The sequence below is a fragment of the Psychrobacter sp. TPE 89C genome, from assembly GCF_055522395.1.
Genome location: NZ_JBVFXW010000026.1, coordinates 20,170 through 40,165, shown reverse-complemented (window position 1 = coordinate 40,165; position 19,996 = coordinate 20,170). Strand labels below are relative to the sequence as shown.

Sequence of the window (19,996 nt, the reverse complement as noted above, 5' to 3'; positions counted from 1 at the left end):
GAACGATATAGCGTGCACGAATCGACGCTAGTCTCTTTAATACAACCTTTAAAAAATTTAAGGACTTTCCATGAAAAAATTACTATTTATTGTCTTAGCCTCTACTGTTGGCGTTGCTGCCTGTGCATCAAGCGGAACATCAAATAGCAGCCACAATCACAAAAAACCAGCTATGTCAGCTGACATGAAACAAGCCATGGATGATTGTGCTAAGAGAACTGGCGTAAAAATGACTAAAGACAGTCGCCCAAGTAAAAGCGATATGAAAAAACTAGAATCATGTATGACTGCAAAAGGGTATAAAAAACCTGAAGGCCGTCCATCTGCACATTAATTAGTATCTTTAGATATACGATGATGAAAAGCCACTCTCTAGTGAGTGGATTTTTTTGTTGAGAGACATAAAATACTCTCCGTTCAGCTAATGTTTCTTGATGACAGCCACAACTCGGACAAGTTAATCTCGCTTAAAGTATCGCGTCTACATCTGTACTCGGTTGCCTTAACTCTCTCTTAAACTGAATCAACCATACAATCACTGGGTACTATAACCTTCGCCCAACATATAAATTTCAGAGGAAGAAATGGGTCTTGATACAAGTGATGGCATCATTACTAATATAGATAGTGTTTTATACAAAGTCTATATTCGAGATGCGTATGAAGATACTGTCTTCTACTACGATTTATGTAAATATACAGGCAAGGAAATATTGCTCGTAGGTACTCAAGTCACATATTATAAACTTTATTATAAAATCCCAGTTGCCGTTGGCTTACTGACTAAAAAAGAAATACGTCATACTGAGTCGTTCAAGAACTATGATAAAAAAAGACAGTATTTAAGCTATTCTGAACCGGGATTTGAGATATCCACGTATAAGATTTTATTTCTTGGTATATGTTTTTCATTAAGTATCATTATAAGCTTACTGAATTTATTTTGATTTTGATAGCTAAGCTGATGCTGAAAATTACAGGCCTATATGAGTGCGAAAAGGTATAGAAAACCTGAAGGCCAAGAGCCGTCCAACTGCATACTCATTAATATCTTTAGATGACCGATGATGAAAGGCTACTCTTTATAGGGTGGTCTTTTTTTATATTTAAAATTTATAATATTTTGGTTGTTCCTGCTTTTCGTATATAGTTTACAGTGTGAATTAAAACTTTAAACATTAATGCAAGTTTGTAATAATCTAACAAATAACGTAGCTAGTATGGTAAAAATTATTACTAGCTCACTAGCTTATAACTCTGAGAAACCAAATGAATTTAAGTTACCCTAGCCTACTGAAAGAGATAGAATTTTATAAAATTAAAGGGCGCTCAGATAGTGCCGCTTTCTTAATGTGGTACCTAGAAAAATACTTCAGATTAGACCCAGAAATTGCGATTGATGCTGTTTGCGATAACAGTGGCGATAAAGGTGTTGACGGTATTTACCTTAATGAAGGTGCGGGTACTATTGATATATTCCAATCTAAAATAGTCCAAAGTGAAAACAAGTCAGTTGGAGATACAGTTTTAAAAGAGTTCTTAGGAACACTGGATCAATTTAGTTCAAGCGAAAAACTTCAAAACTTAGTTGATACAGCAGGTAAAGCAGAAGTTGCTTCATTAATAAATCGCTTAAATCTTATCAGTAATCTTGATGCTTATAAGGTTAGAGGAATATTTGTTGCTAACACTGAGCTTTCTAGTGATGGAAAATCTTTTCTGTCAGAAGTCGAGAATATAGAGTTTTTTGGTAGATATATATTAGAAGATCAATATATTAGCGATCAAAAAGAAGTAACTACATTAGAAGAAGCCACTTTCGATATTTCAGAAAATGAAACTACTATTTATCATGCTGATACAGAAACAATAACTTATATTGCTCCTATCAAAGCTAGTGAATTAGTTGAGTTAAAAGGTATTAACGACCAGTCAATATTTGACTACAATGTTCGCGGTGCTTTAGGCAACACTAAAATAAATAAAGGAATTGTGAATAGCATTAAGAACGCTGCTCTTCATAAACAGTTTCCTTTATTCCATAATGGAATTACCATTGTTGCTGAAAACGTTGAACGAACTGAAGATAAAATAGTGATTAAGAATTTTTATGTGGTGAATGGATGTCAAAGCCTAACGTCTCTTTATAGAAATAGTCAACATATTACCGATGATTTGAGGATATTGACTAAGGTTATTAAGGTTCCTATTAATTCCGATCTATCCTCTAAAATAACCGAATATTCCAATAGCCAAAATGGAGTTAAACCGAGAGATTTTAAATCTTATAGTCAAATACAGGTACGCTTACAGAATGAAGTAACTAGCAAGTTTGGTACAGATTATTACTATGAGATAAAGCGAGCAGATAATACACCTAGTAATCTAGAAGTGATTTCTAATGAAACTACAGGTGTTATACTAATGTCATTTGACTTAGAAGAGCCTTGGAATACTCATAGGAAGTATCGAATATTTGAAGACGCTCACAATGACCTTTTTGCTAGACCAGAAGTAACTGCATCGAGAGTGGTATTCCTAAAGTTATTGGATAATATATCCTTAGAAAAAATACTAAGTCTTGAAAATCAATTAATTGCTAGATACGCTCTTACAAGATACACCTTAATTTATATTATAAAAAACATACTAAAAAAAGATGAACTTGGTCAAAAGCTAGTAGCTAACCCTGAGCCTTTTGTTAAAGATTTGTCTTCAAGAACGAAGCTTATTACTGCTCTTTCAGCCATAGTTGATGAAATAATTATTGACTTAGATGCAGAAATTAATGATTTAGATGAAGAGTTTGATTATAAATCTAACTTGAGAAATGAATCTTGGGTTAAAAATTTAAGTAAAGTTATCAGTGGCAGTTATTTAAAACAAGTTAAAAGAAATAGAAGTCCTAGTTTCAAAGACGAATGGGAAGAATTAAATCCATAATAAGTTAGCCCGTAGGTTCGGCGCAGCGTGTCACACCCAGCCTACGACGTAATTTCAAAATCAGACCAGTCATTTCTCGATATTTCATTGCAAAAAAAGCAAGCCTCTCGACTTGCTTTTTTTATTTACCATGCTTTTTTAATAGTATCGTACTGATCTAATTGTACCGATCTATTGAGGTGCTTTAGCAGCCGCTTGATAAATTGGCGTCACTTCAGGCAAGAGTGCTTTGATTTTAGCGATACGCTGCTGAGAGTTTGGATGCGTAGACGTCAAAGTAACTAAGGCGCTGCTACGACCGTTTTCGGCTTCCATTTTTTCCCATACTGACACTGCAGATGCTGGGTTATAGCCTGCCTGCGCCATCAAACGTAAACCACCTGCATCGGCTTGTGATTCTTGACTACGAGAAAACGGCTTATCAATGCCTAGGTCATTAATTAAGCCCAACGCATTATCACTTAACCCTGTTTTTGACTGTAGTTGTGCACCACCTAACTGCATCGCTAAACCAGTCAGAACCTTTTGCCCTGCGTCCTTTTTACTGTGCTCAGACAATGCATGGGTCATTTCGTGTCCCATAATTGCAGCGATTTCTGCATCAGTTAACTTTAACGTCTCTACAATACCTGTGTAAAAGGCCATTTTGCCACCAGGCATTGCCCAAGCATTTAATTCAGGTGACTTTATAACAGTAATCTGCCAATCAAAAGGTACGCCTGTTGTATTGGCTTGAACGGCGTAGGGCTTTATACGATTAAAGACTTTTTTAACTCGAATGGCGGTGGCAGATGTGCTATCTACTGCGCCTTGACTCTTGGCACTAGAAACCACTTGAGAGTAGCTTTTTGCCGCATCGCTATTTAGGGTAGCGGTATCGTATCCTGCCATATCGGCGACAGTAGTACAGCCTGCCAAAGTAGTAATGGTGGTAAGCAATAGAACATTTTTCATTTTATTAAAAGTGGTCATTAGACGTCCAAGTTAAAAGATACAGTTGAAGTAGATAGCTAGATAAAGATAATGAATTTAGAATGTAACCAAGATGTAAGTAATGTGTCTGAATTATCGAGGAAGAGATTATCACCATAGAAAACAAAAGTCTATTAATTTTACAGTCTATCGCCTATTTTCCATCGCAAGTCATATCCAACATGCATCTGAAGTATATAACGTCATTATTTTAATTTGAGTCACGGCTTAGTGAGCATCTTATAACCCAAACCTACCTAAACAAATACCCTGTCTACAGTCATCACCTGCGCAACTGCGCTAGTCTCTATCTTCTATTGTCTAAAAAAACTTATCCTTTATAGTCGCATTAAATATAATGTCCAATAATGCCTGCGCGTCAGCACCCAGACCCTTTATAATAGCGTATCAATAACCAATATGCGTACTTCCATAATGACCTCTATCAGTTACGTAAAGCAGCAGCGCATTACCCGACTATGCGTGCGCTGCGGCCTACTTCTTATGCAGTATGGTGCTGAGTCTGCCATCGTGGTGGACTTGTCCAAGCGCTTGGGCATTGCTTTGGGAATGAACAGCGTAGAATGCTCGCTGAATTTTAATGCCCTTACCTTGACCACTATCTGTGATGAGCGCTGTATCACCACTACTAGAGACACGATCAATCAGAGCATCAACGTCAATTTATTGGTGCAAATTCAGCAGATCGTCAATAAAACCGAAGACACCATAGATAGTGATAATTTGATTGACCTGACTACGCTTGCCTTTGATGAGCTAGACAAGACCGTTTATCCAACATGGCTAGTCGGCATATTCGTTGGTATCTCTTGTGCTGCATTTGCTTATTTGAATAGCGCCAGTTGGTTAATGACTGCGGTGACATTTGTCGCTGGTATGGTGGCGATGCTCACTCGTATTTATCTGTCCAAACACCACTTCAATCCCTTTATAACGGTTATCGTGACGGCATTTATTGCCTCCCTCATTGGGGCAACTACCTATTATTTTGATATTGGTAACAATGCCGATATCGCCGTCGCATCTAGCGTGCTGCTACTGGTGCCCAGCTTCCCGCTCATTAATTCTTTTTCAGATATCTTAAAAGGCTATGTCAATATCGGCGTTGGACGTGCCGTGTTTACCTATATGTTGACCTTATCCGCGTGCGTTGGCATCGTGATGGCCCTCGTTTTACTTCAAATACAGCACTGGGGGTTTTGACATGTGGTTTATAGAAACCGTTGTACTGTCTTGCATCATTACCCTTGGTTGGACGCTGATGTTCACCGTTCCCAAACGCTATATTCTGCCGTGTTTGCTCATGACTGCTTTTGGGTTTGGACTAAAGACTGCACTTGTCCATCAGCAAGTACATCTTGTAGTAGCCAGCTTTTTTGGAGCCATGCTCGCCAGTTTTTTGGGCGTGTATTTTTCTAAGAAATATACCCTACCGCCTAAAGCGCTCATTTCGCCAAGTGTCATCTGTATGATGCCCGGTATCGCCGCGTATAAGGCGATGGTCAGTATGGTGCAGATTGGCTATTTTGGTTTTTCAGACGAGTTATTTAGTCAAATGATGGTGTACTTGTTTGAGGCTTTGTTTGTGACCTCAGGATTGGTACTGGGTTTGTCTATTCCTGGGCTGTTATTTTATAGACGTCGTGCTATTGTTTAAGCGGGTCTAGATAAGCTTAGCTATATAAATACTGACCACATGGAAGCAACTCAACACACCTTAACCATAAAAAACTTGTAAGATGGATTATAAGACCCATTACAGTAGAGTCCAAAACAAGAGCATTCAAAACAATAAACCTTAAAACTGTACCAATAACAATTTAACAAAGAGACCTGATTATGACCAAACATTATGACTATATCGCCATTGGCGGCGGTAGCGGCGGTATTGCTTCAATCAACCGTGCAGCAAGCTATGGCAAAAAATGCGCCATCATCGAAGCCAACCAACTGGGCGGTACTTGTGTGAATTTGGGCTGTGTACCTAAAAAGGTGATGTGGTATGGCGCACAAGTTGCCGAAGCCATCCATAAATATGCGCCAGATTATGGTTTTGATGTTGAATTTAAAGGTTTTGATTTCCAAAAACTGGTGCAGAGCCGTCAACAGTACATCGAAAATATCCACCGCTCTTATGATAATAATTTGGCGAAAAATGGCGTAGAAGTGATCAAAGGCTTTGCCAAATTTGTCGATACCAATACGGTAGAAGTGAACGGCGAACTCATTACCGCTGATCATATTTTGATTGCTACGGGCGGTCACCCGATTCAACCAAACATCAAAGGTGCAGAATATGGCATCGATTCTGATGGATTTTTTGCGTTAAATCACTTGCCAAAACGCGTGGCGATTGTAGGCGCTGGTTATATCGCTGTCGAAATTGCAGGCGTACTAAACAGTCTGGGCGCAGAGGTACATTTGTATGTGCGTAAACACTCGCCACTACGCGCATTTGACCATACTATTGTAGAAACCTTGCTGATAGAGATGGAGCAAGATGGTATTCATCTACACACCAACACTGCCATCAATGAAGTCAATAAAAATGACGACGACAGCTTGAACCTATCTACCAATAGTGGTGGCGAAGACTGTATTGACACAGTAGATTGCTTGATTTGGGCCATTGGTCGTGCGCCATCAACAGACGGTATCAATCTGCAAGTGACAGGGGTCGCGACGACTGAGACTGGCAAAATCAAAGTCGATGAGTTCCAAAATACCAATATCGACAATATTTATGCAGTCGGCGATATTATAGAAAATAGTGTTGATCTGACCCCAGTGGCGATTGCCGCAGGTCGCCGTTTATCAGAGCGTCTGTTTAACAATAAGCCCAATGAGCATTTAGACTATACGTTAATACCGACTGTTATCTTTACTCATCCTGCTATCGGTACAATCGGTTTGTCCGAAATTGACGCGATTGAACGCTATGGCAAAGACAATATCAAATGCTATAAATCGAGCTTTACCTCTATGTATAGCGCCGTAACCCAGCATCGCCAAAAGTGCACTATGAAACTGGTATGCTTGGGCGATGACGAAAAAGTCATTGGCTTACATGGTATTGGCTTTGGTGTTGATGAGATGATTCAGGGCTTTGCAGTTGCCATCAAAATGGGCGCGACTAAAGCTGACTTTAATAACACGGTTGCGATTCATCCCACTGGCTCAGAAGAGTTCGTGACGATGCGTTAGTTGACAATGCGTTAGTTGACAATGCGTTAAACTTATTATCTTAGCTAAAAGTAAAAGGCCACTCTGAATCGAGTGGCCTTTTCGTTTGGAATGTCCCGTCCTAGAATAAATGTTTTTATCTAACGCTCACATTGTCAAAATGCCCAAGTTTTTCCAGACTTCCCTGCTCGCTCTGTGGCACTGACTTGAGTAAAACGCTCTTGTTAGATTGTCTCACTGTAATGCCTTGCTTATTGATCTGATAAACCACAGGCTTATTGAGAAAGCTAAGTGTTTTTTTAGCCGTGTCATAAACAAATGGCCCATCATAATACAGCTCGATTCTGTCATTTTTATCGGCAAAGGCATAATACATCTGCTCACCTTCCTTGTCATAAGTCTTATTTAAAACCATTTTTTTACCGTTATCTAAATCCAACTTATAAATGAAAGGCAATGTCCCATCGTGGCTTTCGTTATCGTACTCAGGTAACATCTCATAGCTATCTTCTACCATTTTGCCATTAACTCTTGTGCTCTCGATGATAGAAATTAATTGTTTTGGATTATATTCTTCTACAAGCACATGTACGGCCACTGGCTTATTATCGATCACTTTATACTCTGAATACTGATGCCATCCTGCGCCACTCTTAGTCATCGTATACAAAGTTTAACTGTCTTTATTTATACCAAAAAAACCGCAATAGCCTTGTGCCAACTCAGTAAATCCTTCGCTATGAACGAAAGTCTCACCATCTTTTAGATAAACTTGATAAGAAGGCCCACCATAGCAACCATTGCGCCCATCTTTTATCGCTAAATCTTTTTGTCCGTCAAAATTAAAATCGTCATAGATCAACACACTATGTTCGCCATAAGGAATACTAACGATATTGGCACTGACTTTTTCACCCAATTCATGTTCTTCGCTATTACTTAACTCATATTCAATATCGATACTAGCAGGTTGACTGATAAGGGTTTTATGTGTTTTCTCATCTATAATTTTGATGATACTGTTCGCCTCATAACCATACTCGCTTACTTGGTTAATGACTGCATGATAATCGTCTGAGAAATCTTGGATTTGATAGGTTTGCGCCAAGGCCGAATAGGACAATAGCGGCGAAACTAGCAGCCCCGACAATAAAGCAAGCGGTTTGAGTCTCATATTAAGTATAAAAGTCATATCTGTCCTTAGTGCTTAAAACTTGCTGAACATTTAAAGATGTATTCGAATAGCCAGCAAATGATAGGATTAATACAACTATCTTACTTAGAGCATACTCTCAATCTACACAATACATATTCAATGAGCTATACAGAATTATAACTTTAAACCCAACTTTATTTCTCGATATTTGCCTATTTTTATTTGATATTGCTTTTTTATAATTGAATCACTTCTGTTTGAATAGCTCTGAAAATTTTAAGTGAAGTCACGTTCATACAGACAGCGCAATCACGATGCTGCTATCATGCATTTAATACTGACCGTTGAGAGATGACTGTGTGGCAGGTGTATTTATTTATATTACCGATTGGTCTTGGGATCATGACGTTAGCAGCAAGCTTGCTTTGTTTATTTGCTTATCTTATGTCTGATGATAATGCCACGCGCTTGCCAGCATTTAATTGGTTTAAGCGATTAATCATCGTGGCATTTTTATTGTTGAGCGTGGGGCTATTTATGACCTTTAGATATTTTTGGGGTTAAATAAAACATCCTAGTTCTAAGTGTCTTTTTACTAGACCTACATTATCAGCCAACCATTTTTTCTAGCTCTAATAGCTCTAAATCTTCACGCTTTGGCTCGCCATTATTGCCATCATTGGGAAACGGCATTTTATTACCATTTAACTGATACCCACGGCGCTCATAATAAGCCAATAGCTCAGGACGATGGCTAAGAATAGACATGGTCAAACGGCTCGGCTGATTCTGTGACTGTAAGTGTCTATCTGCAAAAGTCTCAGCCGCTTGTAGGATCACGTTACCAACGCCTTTCCCTTGTAGCACAGGATGTACCGCAAACATACCGATATAGGCTTTTTTATTTGAGTCAGCATCAGTTTTAATATCGACAGCGATACAGCCAAGTATCTCACCCGTTTCTTCTCCATCACGGTCACCCGTGGTCGTTTTTGGATAAACAAAGTAATAGTGGTTAGGGTCATTAATAACAGCAGCAAGCTCTGCTGAAGTGGTTCGAATACCACCAATCAAATCAGCCTCATTGGTCCAACCTGCGGTCTCGCGATAGCAGCAATTCAATAATCGTTCAAGTGCCCCAATATCATCTAATGTCGCTTCACGTAAAAATACAGAGTCTTTACTCAAGTGGTTTTCATTTATAGTGCTCTTATTTATAGTACTTTCGCTCATATTATAATTTTCCTTTTTGATTCATGTATAAAAAAACTGGCTTAGACTCCTAAGCCAGCCTAGGGCATGTCATCAATTAGATTGTGAGGCTTAAAATGAGAAAAATTGTAGATAAATGAGGAAGAAATTGCCGTTAATATGAACATATTGACAAAACTTCTGACGATATTTAGCAAAATTTAGCCATTTTAAGACCACTAAATGTATTAATGTGCTAATTGATGACATGCCCAAGATACTAATACTTATTCTTTAGTAGTGCTAGAGCGATAACACTTTTGCTTGATTAATAATATCGAATCCTGAGTTGATTTGAGCACGAGTTGGGGCTTGACCTATACGTAATAGCTCAGCAAAAGCAATTAGCTCTTGGTCGCGCCCTAATGTACTGGCCGCAGTGGCTCGGCTATTCTCATTACTGTCATCATCAAAGTAGTATTCAATATAATTCAGCGTATCTGGAGTGCCAAGTAATATGCTGTTGTCTGGTGTTTGGGCATGGCCGCTATAGCGTAGGCTCTTGCCAAATTGCATAGTCCAAAAAAACGGCACACGAGCATCTAACGTCTCTACTGTGTCGTCTTTTAATATCGCAGCTGCCGCCACGAGCCCATGCTGTAATGCCACACGCCAATGCTCAATACGCATACGTCCCATCTGCCCAGATGCTTTTGCAATATCGCCCAGTGCATAAACTCCATCACGCAATTGCAGTTTACTATCGACCTGTACCCCATCAGGATCGTTGACCTCTTCTAATAGCTCAGTATTGGCAGATACCCCTGTGCCTAAAATCACAATATCGGCATCGATATGCTCGCCATTTGCCAGTATCACACCACCCACTTGTGAAAAGGTTTGTCTTGCCTCACTGCTGTCCGACTTGTTTTCAACCTTGGTAATTTCATTTACGTTGGCACCTAACACAAAGTTAATGCCGTTTTCTTCGTGCAACTTGATAAGTGCTTTACTAACAGTTTCTGAGACGATATTACCCATCACTCGGTCAGACTGTCCAACCACTGTGATTGAAGCTGTGGTACCTGCCTGCGCTAAGGCTGAGGCGACCTCCATACCAATAAAACCAGTACCGATAATTACCACGCGCTGATCATGACTGGCCGCTTTAATCAACTTGGCATCATCCATACTGCGTAAGGTATACACGCCATCTAAATCTGCTCCCGTAATAGGCGGTATAGATGGCGACGATCCTGTGGCCACCACCAAATAGTCGGCCGATATGGTTTGATCACTACCATTCTCATCGTTGCTGTTGCTGTTGCTGTTGCTGTCACTACTATCACTAACAACCATTAAAGTACGCTCATTAGGCAATACCTTGCTCACGGTTTGATTTAAGCGCAAATCAATATTGTTGTCTTTGGCCCAGTCGCTACCACCCAGCAGCAGCTTTTCTTCTGGCATGTTTCCTGCCAAAAAAGCTTTGGACAATAACGGACGATTATAAGGGGCTTTGTTGTCAGCACTAATCAATGTGATATCACCGCCATATCCGGTATTTCGCAGATTATGTGCCGTCATAAACCCAGCCGCACCGCCGCCCACAATCACAGTATGAGTGTCTTTCAATTTATCGTTTGGTATATCGGTCTTTTCTTTGACTGATGTCGTCACAATCAACTCTTCGCCATTGTCAGTCAGTTGATATTGGGTCAAGCCTTCGGTGGCAATCGGCTCCAACAATGTGCCATCACGACTGTCAAAAGTAGCCTGATGCCATGGGCAAACCACACGGTTGCCACAGCGTAACCCAGTGCCTAAATCTGCTCCCGCATGTGGGCATTTACCATCAAACGCGTGAAACTCATCGTCGTCTCGGGTGATTAAAATGATACTATAATCATCTTGCTTGTATGATTTCATACCGCCACTTAGAATATCTGCCTTACTGATAGTAACTGTGTTAATCGTTGCATTGGTCATAAGTCTTCCTTAACGGTTATAATAGATTTCTAATAAAAACGGGGTGAAAACAATCCTATGATCTTTTCATATCCTATTCATCGATAGTAGCAAGACCATTTAGCACACGCTGTTTCTTTGTATATTTACTGCGTTGCAAAACGTAAGTTTGCGAGTTTCTTTCAAACCCTCTATGACTATGACTTCCATTTTAAATTTACAATCAAAATAAAAGACTACTTTATGACTTATCCAGACAACCATATTGAAACGCCTACGATCTCTGACTCTGAACCACATTTGGAGAGCAAGCCAGTTACGAGCGCATCCGTTGATATAGCTGATATTGATATTACAGCTGCCGCAGATACTACGCAGTTGCCACAGCCGATGCAGCCACCGTTAAAACAGGCAACTTATAAAGCCAATACTACGGATTTCATCGTTAATGAGCTATTGCCATTAGACTTCACCAATGAAGGTGAGCATCTATGGTTGCATATAGAAAAATCAGGAATGAATACTGCTTATTTGGCCAAACTACTATCAGAGTGGGCAGAGATTCCATTGCGTGATGTTGGATATTCAGGACTGAAAGACCGTCATGCACTAACGACACAGTGGTTTAGCCTACGAATACCAAAGAAGCAACTACCAGTAACTGAGTTTGCGCCAATAGATATCGGAGAGACAGAGTCAGTCACTATTCTCGCCCAGCATTGGCATAACAAAAAGCTCAATCGTGGTACGCATCGTGCCAATCAATTCGTAATTACCTTACGTGATATTCAGTTTGACAATAGTGATACTGAGACACTAGAACCTGAGCAACTATTGTCTGCAAAAGAGACGGTCGAGCAGTATTTAACCAATATCAGTCAGAGCGGCGTCCCCAATTATTTTGGTCCTCAGCGTTTCGGTCGTCAGGGCAATAACGTCAGAGAGGCACTATCACTGTTTGCCCGTCCACCACGAGCGCCTCGCCCATCGTCTAAAAAAAGCAAAAGCAAGCGTGCACCGCGAGAGCAAAACACGATGGAGCTGTCTGCAGCCCGTAGCTTGATATTTAATGAGATATTGGCAGCACGCGTACGAGATGGTAGCTGGAATACTGGTCTATCAGGTGAAGTGTTTAACTTGGATGGTTCAGGGTCTATATTTACCAGTGAAGAGATAGATGACACATTACGTGAACGAATGGCTAGTGGTGATATCCATCCAACGGCTGTGATGTGGGGCACAGACAATGACAAAGTCAGTAATGCAGCAGCAGACGTTGAGAATGATATTGTAAAAAGCAGCCCACTATTGACGCAGTTAGCAGCAGGATTAGAGCAACGAGATATCAAGGCACAACGACGAGCGCTGCGTTTACCTATCGAAGCATTAACATGGGAATGGCGTGATTCAGAAGAAGACTCGCAAACGCTAGTATTGAATTTCACGCTAACGACTGGCAGCTTTGCAACGAGTGTATTGGCGAGTTTGGTACAGCAGTTAGTTTTTTAATTAAGTAGATACAGATTAGGACCTTCATAGATGACAGCTATCATCTATGAAGGTCCAGCTGCTTTATCGCTTTTTAATGACTATAAAGCGACTCTATCTTGTTATCGCCTGATTTTAACATCGCGTTAGCACTCACAACTTTATCGCGCCCGAGGCCCTTAGCATTATACAAAGCCTTATCCGCCATACAAATTAAGCGCTGACAAATATCTTGGGGCAATTCTACTGTATCAACCTTTTTATCCGCTCGTTCACTATTCGACTTACTGACCTGTGGTTTTTTAAGCTGATATCCTGCCTCTGCTTGAGACAGCTTTTCGCATGCGTGTTCTATGCATGTGCGCTCATCGTGAGTCAACGTATATAACCCGAGACTAGCGGTCACGTTAAAGGTAGTATTGTCATCGACCACGATGGTTTGATCAGCGATGCTTAGCCGTAGTTGTTCGGCAATAACCATCGCACTATCATGCTTCGTATCTGGTAGCACAATCAAAAACTCCTCACCACCATAGCGGCTAACAATGGCATCATCTGTCAAAGACTGTAGTAGTGCTTGTGCCACTGTCACTAACACTCGATCGCCAATATCATGACCATAGCTATCATTGATGTCTTTAAACCAATCTAAATCTAATAGAATTACGCTAAAGTCCTGAGAACGTTCTATGCTCACCAATGCCTGTTTCATTTGCATCAGACCATAACGGCGGTTTTTTAGTTGGGTCAGCTCGTCTTGATTGGCATGTTGTAAGGTTTCTTTTCTACTGTCATCTAATATCACCAACAAAGTACGAAACATATAAATAATAAAAATGGCTTTTGGTAACGACATATAAATATGGGTAGAGCGCCACAAAAGATTGGAAGATTGACGCAGATAATTGACACTATCCCAATTCAACCTTCCATTTGGTAGGACAGTAGCAGCGGTAGCGTCTTTCATCATAACCATCTCATTATAAGTGACATAACTATGAATATTAGGAGGCAGCGTCGTAGCAATCATTTGACGTAAATTTGGTAACGTGATACCAGCATAAGGAAGGAGTGTTACCACCAAAATAGCAATGATTTGACCTATAAATGCTCGCCATACATACCGCCGGCTAATGAGCATCATGCCCAGCATCGTGCCCCCTACTAACGAGACACCCGCCACCAAACTACTATGTCCTAATACTGCGACAATAAAAGTAATATAGGCACTATAAATGGTGATAAGTATCGCTTGCCATGTATACAAATTGCTATTGGCGTTTCTAAAGGGTGAAAAACGACTGGACATCCATAGTAAAAACACACCTACCATGGACACGCCAATCCATATTGGATAGAGCAGATCTATATCAATGTAATTACTATAGGTATCACGGCGATACCAAACAAATAAGCACCACAGCCAATGCGAAAAAACATCCATCACCATAAATGCTGCAAGTAGTGCCGTCCTATCAGCTGCTTGCCATTCAAAAACTGCCTTAGACAGCTGCTTGTAGCCTAGATAAAACTTAGATACAGCCATAATGGGCTACCGCAAATAGAAAAATTGATAGAGCTAAAACCAGAATAACAACTGACAACTCATGATTACCGCTGAAGCCAAAACTACTTATTCAGTGTGGCCATTTATGCCCGAGTTATCAATCCATTTGATAGATTCACACGTCAATAACTGATGCTTTGTTTTGAATCTTGTTTCAATCGATGTATAGTTGGTTCAATTTAAAAGTAGTACAGGGCAACCGAGTGTAGATGTATATGTGATACTTCAAGCGAGGTTAACGCTGTAATACTTTTATAGTGGAATGACTATATTAACTCAAGCAGCGTTCAAGATTAAACGATAACCAACCACTTTTCAGTGGATTTTATAGGTATTTTTTGAATAGTTGTAAAACACTAGGGCTTGTCCTCATTTTAAAAATGGTGATAAAAATGAGATAAATTGCAGTCAAACAAGGATAATAGCGCAGATAATATCGAGATATTAGTCAGCTATTTGACGCTGTGTGGCAAGATTTGGCCATTTTTAACCCATTTAGATGACTATCGATTGAATTGAGGACATGCCCTAGTTAAGCAAACATCTTAAATGACTGCCAAACCCCTTGCTGTTCAGGGTTCAGAGTCGGTACATCGCCCAAACGTCGCCACGGCATATTACTACCATGAAAGTCACTACCGATTGAGGTAACAAGATCGTGCTCAGCGATACTACGATCGACCATTCTGCGAGTGCTAACTGGCTCACTATTGGCGGGCAGCTCACAAGCATCACCGCCTAACTGGGCAAACTCTTCAATCAGTTTGCGCACACGAGTCGCTGAGAGCTGATAGCGAGTAGGATGTGCCAGTACAGCCTTGCCACCACAAGCATGGATTAGCTCGATACCATGCTGCATCGTTAGCGCCTCGATTGCCACATAAGCAGGTTTATTGTCCGCCAGATATTTATCAAAGGCTTTTTGTACGGTTTTTACTTCACCGCGCTCAAACAGTACTTGACCAATATGCGCACGCCCTACTGCTTGCGGATTGCCACCTGCTTTCACAAGTACCGCTTGCCATAGCTCGTCATAACTGATGTCTAGCAATTCACTGAGCTTTTCCGTAATTTTCTGACCACGCGTGGCACGACTGTCTTGCAGCTGCTGCAATGTTGCATGCATTTTTTCAAGATCAGTAAAATCAAGCCCAAGCACATGAATAATCTTGTTGGTCGATTTATTTTTACCATAACCACCGCTAAGCGTATGCTCACAGCTTATTTCAACGCCATTGATGAGTTGCATATCACAGGCCGTCGCAGCGATTCTCGCCTCATCAATTCCCGCTAGCGTATCGTGATCGGTCAGAGCCAATACATTGACGCCAGCCGCATGGGCGCGTTGTATTACTTCCGTTGGCCCATAAGTACCATCAGAGCAAGTGCTGTGACAATGTAGATCGAATTTCATAAATAAGCCTTAGCATTTTAAAATAATAAGCATTAAAGAGAGTAAAAAGAGAAATACAGTAGTAACTAGCCGTTGTGTAGTCTAGTCAATACGAAAGTCATTCAAACAAACCGAGTGTCGATGTCTATTAGATACTTCAAGTGGGGTTAACGCAGTAATACTTTTATAGTGGAATAACTGTATTTAATACATAGAACTACTGACATTATCGAATCGTTATATTGGGTAGCAGCGATGCCCATGAGCCATAATCATAGAGTATTACTAAGCAAGTCCGCCATGTAGAACGATTATCGCGTTGATTGCTTTTTTTTGGTGCAGTAGACGTGTAAACTACCCCATACGTTTTTGGTGGACACCCTATTTGTTATGAAAGCCCTATTAGACTTTATTCCTTTAATTGCCTTTTTCATTGGTGCGCGTCACAGTGGTATTTTGGCAGGGGCCGGTGCTCTACTCATCGCCACAATTATCGTTTATGCGATTCATTTTATTCGCCAAAAAGGCAAGTTTGATAAGCAGCAATGGGTTGTTTTACTATTAACCATTCTGTTTTGTGGTGGTACCCTAATCTTACGTGATGACATCTATCTGCGTTGGAAGTCACCAATTATCAACGGTATCTTTGCCTTGACGCTATTAGTAAGCGCCGCGATTAATAAGCCTCTGATGCAGCTAGCAATGAAAGATGTTTTTTCACTCACAATGAGTGGCTGGAAAAAACTCACCATCGCTTGGGCATTGTTTTTTGCCATGATGGGCGTCTTACATTATATCACAGCGTTTACGATGTCAGATGAAGCATGGATCAACTTTAAAACGTACGGCTGGATTCCAATTATGTTGGTGTTCGTTGTGGCTCAGTTTGCGGTACTAAAAAATTACTTAAATCCAGAACTGACAAACAAAACCACTAAGTAATACTTAGACTATTATTTTATAATAAATACGATTTTTGAATATCCATAGTATTTTAACTATTCACAGTATTTTAAACATTTATGGTAACGGCATTAGTTGCTATGAATTAAGCTTTATTTATCTATTGATTAAACACACTTACATCAATCATCATTTTATTGAGGAAGTCTTATGTCCTTATTTGCCATTATTGGTCACGATGTTGCAGAGAGCAGCGCGCAACGTCAGATTACCCGTGTTGAACATCTTGACCGTCTTAAAGCATTGAACAATGAGCAGCGACTCATTATTGCAGGTCCAAACCCTATTGAGCATGGTCAAAGCGCTATGTCAGGCAGTCTAATCATTGCTGATTTCGACTCTCTTGAGGCCGCACAAGCATGGGCAAACGAAGAGCCTTACTTGCGCGATGGTGTGTACAGCCATGTAGATATCAAGCCGTTCATTCAAGCACTGCCAAAACCCGATGACAGCACATCAGACAAAGTAGCAGCGTCGTGAGCCAGCGTGTCTCTTATTTAAATACACGTCATTATAAACTCAGCATAGCTACCCTAATGTTTATGGCTGCTGCATCGGTACAAGCTGCACCAACAGTCACTACTATGGATGTGACCGACCCATTAGCAACGATACCGGTGACAGAACCTGAAGCACTAAACGCTCAACCAACCAGTAACTCAACGTTGGATATCAATCGCACTTTAGCAGCGCAACTGCAGCCATCTAAACAGGCGCTGTCCGATGCCAATCAAGAGTTACTAAGCCGCAATGCACAGTTGCAACGTCAGGTAAACGACTTGCAGACTCAAGCAAACGTTTTGGTTTATGAAAGTAAAGGTCAGATTTTCTTGTACGGGGCATTTACAGTATTAATCAGTCTGTTGGTTGGTATCTTTATCTCGTGGCTAGTGTTTGTCCGCCGTGAGCGTTGGTAGCGCATTCTCTATTTATTGCTCTGTCCTATGTGAGTGTCTATGTCTATGTTCACGTCTAAGTCCACGTCTGCACCAAAAGAAACGCCTAACTCTCCTGCGCAATCTAAAACTGCTAACGCACTAAACATCATCACTCCTGCCAAAATTGATTGGCAGGTAGACGATACGGGTAATCAAGTACCCGTATCAGGTGAGTTTGGCGATGTTTATTTTTCACATGCGGATGGTCTAGCAGAGTCACGATATGTGTTTTTGGCGCATAATCAACTACCAGAGCGACTGGCACACCTTGCACCAAAGCAATGCTTTACGATCGCTGAATTGGGCTTTGGTACAGGGCTCAATCTATTAGCCACTTGGCTGCTATGGCGACAGTTACGAGAGACTCATCCACAATTAGCAACGGCTCGTCTACATTTTATTACGACTGAAAAATTTCCTATACCCCTTGCAGATTTAACGCACATACTGACATTGTGGGCGCAGCGTGCGCCTGAGCTTGCAGAATTAATTGCGCCTCTTTTGGCCGCCTACCCACCCCTTATCGCTGGCTCTCATCGTCTAAACTTCTTTGATGATAATTTGACCGTTGATATGTGGTTTGGTGATGCTGCTGAGAGTTTGGCCAAGTTAGCATTAGATACTTCCATAGAACCTGCACCCTGCGTTAACGCATGGTTTTTAGATGGCTTTGCCCCTTCTTGTAATAGCGCCTTATGGGCAGAAGATATCTTTACTCAGATAAAGCGCTTATCCTGCCAAGACACTACCGCTGCGACCTATAGCAGTGCAGGTATTGTTAAACGTGGGCTAAGAGAGCATGGCTTTGAGATTAACAAGGTCAAGGGCTTTGGGCGAAAGAACCAAATGCTAACAGCTGTTATGACTGATGCTGCCTGTCTATCTGAAAGTGATAGTCAGAGTAATCCTGCTAATAGTACACACAATACTCCTGCTCGTAGCAACCTTAAGCCTGATCATAGTATCGTCATTGGTGCTGGTGTCTCAGGATTGCTAACGGCTTGGTCGCTAGCCAATCGTGGTATTCAAGTCACTTTATTAGATAAATCCGCACCCTTGGCAGGTGCATCAGGAAACCCCCGTGCTTTACTTGCTCCCAAGATGACACCTATTCATCATGTCGATGAGCATTTACACACCATGGGTTATCTCTACAGCAGCAGACTATATCGTGTGCTGAATGAAACAGCTGTACAGCTCAATATAGCACCCATATTGGAGCCAACAGGCGCCCTTGATTTACTGATCAAAGCCAATATTGGTACAGCGCAAATTGCAGATTATCCTAATGATATGGCAACCACGTTATCGCTTACGCAGGCTCAAGATGCCAGCGGATTAAAGACGCAGGATGTATCGGAGAATTTATATTTACCGCAGTCAGGCTTGGTCAATCCACAAGCCTTAAAAAATACGATTCTGACCCATCCGCTCATTCATTTTCAGCAGTTAGCCGTCAATAATATTAGCGAGATGGAAAGTCATGTTTGTGTTGAAGGGTATGATCAAAATCAAGAAATGATATCTATAAATGCTGATAATGTGGTCATTTGCGCAGCTTTTGAGAGCCGTCAATTAGATAAGCGTATTTTTGATTGTCGCAAAATTCGTGGTCAGCTCTCATGGTTTACGCCTACAGCCGAACAACTCGCAAACTTACCTAAAATACCACTCAAATATAGTGGTTACTGTACGCCATTCACTGCCCAATCAGATGACGGACAATTAAACGATGTTACAGAGTGCAGCCCTCAGTTTCTACTAGGGGCAAGCTTTATACGTAATGATACGGACACGGATATCCGTGAGGAAGAGCATCAGATTAGCCGTGATAAGTTGGTCACTGCAATCCCTGGGATGGATTCGGTCATTCCAACAGATATGAGCTTATGGCAAGGACGTGCTGGCGTTCGTACCCAAACACCTGACTACCACCCCATCGTTGGACAATTGATTGATAGCGAATGCGTTTGGGTAATGAGTGCGATGGGTGCGAAGGGCTATGCTATTGCACCATTATGCGCTGAGGCACTAGTAGATATGATGCTAGGCTCGTTTACCCCTCTATCTACCGCGATGCTAGCACGCCTATCACCAAATCGTACGCGTTTGCAGACACCGCTTACTTAATTATTTTTTTTAATGGGAAGCTTTAATCATTGCCTTCCATTCTAGATTTAACCGAACCGAAAAGCGATTTTCCAGAATCAGAT

General features: G+C 40.9%; 18 protein-coding genes. 11 read left to right on the top strand and 7 right to left on the bottom strand.

Going from position 1 to position 19,996, the window contains the following annotated elements; translation table 11 throughout:
• Positions 1-70: 70 nt before the first annotated feature.
• A complete protein-coding gene (locus tag ACZW67_RS09205) occupies positions 71-334 on the top strand; it encodes a hypothetical protein (RefSeq protein WP_465183007.1) in 264 nt (87 codons plus the stop codon).
• A 935-nt stretch (positions 335-1,269) separates the two neighbouring features.
• Entirely contained in the window at positions 1,270-2,943 is a 1,674-nt protein-coding gene (locus ACZW67_RS09200) for an AIPR family protein (protein WP_465183006.1), read from the top strand.
• A gap of 171 nt (positions 2,944-3,114) precedes the next feature.
• On the opposite strand, the gene ACZW67_RS09195 is transcribed toward ACZW67_RS09200, so the two are convergent.
• The gene (locus ACZW67_RS09195) at positions 3,115-3,897 is read right to left on the bottom strand and encodes a M48 family metallopeptidase (RefSeq protein WP_465183014.1); all 783 of its coding nucleotides are present in this window, start codon (positions 3,895-3,897) and stop codon (positions 3,115-3,117) included.
• A 453-nt stretch (positions 3,898-4,350) separates the two neighbouring features.
• On the opposite strand from ACZW67_RS09195, the gene ACZW67_RS09190 reads away from it, so the two are divergent.
• From ACZW67_RS09190 to gorA, 3 genes are all read left to right on the top strand, one after another.
• Complete coding sequence (locus tag ACZW67_RS09190; protein WP_201591963.1) at positions 4,351-5,139, top strand: threonine/serine exporter family protein; 789 nt, start codon at positions 4,351-4,353, stop codon at positions 5,137-5,139.
• Between the two features lies 1 nt (position 5,140).
• Positions 5,141-5,593, top strand: coding sequence for a threonine/serine exporter family protein (locus ACZW67_RS09185; RefSeq protein WP_110923241.1), 453 nt, complete (start codon positions 5,141-5,143; stop codon positions 5,591-5,593).
• A gap of 182 nt (positions 5,594-5,775) precedes the next feature.
• Positions 5,776-7,140 carry a glutathione-disulfide reductase gene (gene gorA / locus ACZW67_RS09180; RefSeq protein WP_465183005.1) on the top strand — a complete coding sequence of 455 codons (1,365 nt, stop codon included), beginning with the start codon at positions 5,776-5,778 and terminating at the stop codon, positions 7,138-7,140.
• 115 nt (positions 7,141-7,255) lie between these two features.
• On the opposite strand, the gene ACZW67_RS09175 is transcribed toward gorA, so the two are convergent.
• Together ACZW67_RS09175 and ACZW67_RS09170 are read right to left on the bottom strand one after the other, a co-directional pair.
• The gene (locus ACZW67_RS09175) at positions 7,256-7,789 is read right to left on the bottom strand and encodes a hypothetical protein (protein ID WP_465183004.1); all 534 of its coding nucleotides are present in this window, start codon (positions 7,787-7,789) and stop codon (positions 7,256-7,258) included.
• 3 nt (positions 7,790-7,792) lie between these two features.
• Positions 7,793-8,311, bottom strand: coding sequence for an XAC2610-related protein (locus tag ACZW67_RS09170; RefSeq protein ID WP_465183003.1), 519 nt, complete (start codon positions 8,309-8,311; stop codon positions 7,793-7,795).
• A gap of 366 nt (positions 8,312-8,677) precedes the next feature.
• On the opposite strand from ACZW67_RS09170, the gene ACZW67_RS09165 reads away from it, so the two are divergent.
• Complete coding sequence (locus tag ACZW67_RS09165) at positions 8,678-8,839, top strand: hypothetical protein (protein ID WP_227686685.1); 162 nt, start codon at positions 8,678-8,680, stop codon at positions 8,837-8,839.
• 45 nt (positions 8,840-8,884) lie between these two features.
• Here the strand turns inward: ACZW67_RS09165 and ACZW67_RS09160 are convergent, their stop codons facing one another.
• Both ACZW67_RS09160 and ACZW67_RS09155 read right to left on the bottom strand, forming a co-directional pair.
• Entirely contained in the window at positions 8,885-9,508 is a 624-nt protein-coding gene (locus ACZW67_RS09160; protein WP_465183002.1) for a GNAT family N-acetyltransferase, read from the bottom strand.
• 261 nt (positions 9,509-9,769) lie between these two features.
• Positions 9,770-11,455 carry an FAD-dependent oxidoreductase gene (locus tag ACZW67_RS09155; protein WP_465183001.1) on the bottom strand — a complete coding sequence of 562 codons (1,686 nt, stop codon included), beginning with the start codon at positions 11,453-11,455 and terminating at the stop codon, positions 9,770-9,772.
• A 369-nt stretch (positions 11,456-11,824) separates the two neighbouring features.
• Here ACZW67_RS09155 and truD point away from each other — a divergent pair, with 369 nt between their 5' ends.
• A complete protein-coding gene (gene truD / locus ACZW67_RS09150) occupies positions 11,825-12,943 on the top strand; it encodes a tRNA pseudouridine(13) synthase TruD (protein WP_465183013.1) in 1,119 nt (372 codons plus the stop codon).
• Between the two features lie 73 nt (positions 12,944-13,016).
• On the opposite strand, the gene ACZW67_RS09145 is transcribed toward truD, so the two are convergent.
• The gene (locus tag ACZW67_RS09145) at positions 13,017-14,468 is read right to left on the bottom strand and encodes a GGDEF domain-containing protein (protein ID WP_465183000.1); all 1,452 of its coding nucleotides are present in this window, start codon (positions 14,466-14,468) and stop codon (positions 13,017-13,019) included.
• Between the two features lie 553 nt (positions 14,469-15,021).
• Positions 15,022-15,903 carry a PHP domain-containing protein gene (locus ACZW67_RS09140; protein ID WP_465182999.1) on the bottom strand — a complete coding sequence of 294 codons (882 nt, stop codon included), beginning with the start codon at positions 15,901-15,903 and terminating at the stop codon, positions 15,022-15,024.
• Between the two features lie 369 nt (positions 15,904-16,272).
• Here ACZW67_RS09140 and ispZ point away from each other — a divergent pair, with 369 nt between their 5' ends.
• The 4 genes from ispZ to mnmC1 all read left to right on the top strand — a co-directional run bounded on the left by ispZ (position 16,273) and on the right by mnmC1 (position 19,913).
• Positions 16,273-16,824 (top strand): septation protein IspZ, encoded by a 552-nt coding sequence (gene ispZ, locus ACZW67_RS09135; protein WP_194197699.1) that lies wholly within the window; start codon positions 16,273-16,275, stop codon positions 16,822-16,824.
• Between the two features lie 171 nt (positions 16,825-16,995).
• Positions 16,996-17,325 carry a YciI family protein gene (locus ACZW67_RS09130; protein WP_465182998.1) on the top strand — a complete coding sequence of 110 codons (330 nt, stop codon included), beginning with the start codon at positions 16,996-16,998 and terminating at the stop codon, positions 17,323-17,325.
• Positions 17,322-17,762, top strand: coding sequence for an SH3 domain-containing protein (locus ACZW67_RS09125; RefSeq protein WP_465182997.1), 441 nt, complete (start codon positions 17,322-17,324; stop codon positions 17,760-17,762). The genes ACZW67_RS09130 and ACZW67_RS09125 overlap by 4 nt, the downstream gene beginning before the upstream one ends.
• A 39-nt stretch (positions 17,763-17,801) precedes the next feature.
• Positions 17,802-19,913 carry an FAD-dependent 5-carboxymethylaminomethyl-2-thiouridine(34) oxidoreductase MnmC1 gene (gene mnmC1 / locus ACZW67_RS09120; RefSeq protein ID WP_465182996.1) on the top strand — a complete coding sequence of 704 codons (2,112 nt, stop codon included), beginning with the start codon at positions 17,802-17,804 and terminating at the stop codon, positions 19,911-19,913.
• Positions 19,914-19,996: the final 83 nt, after the last annotated feature.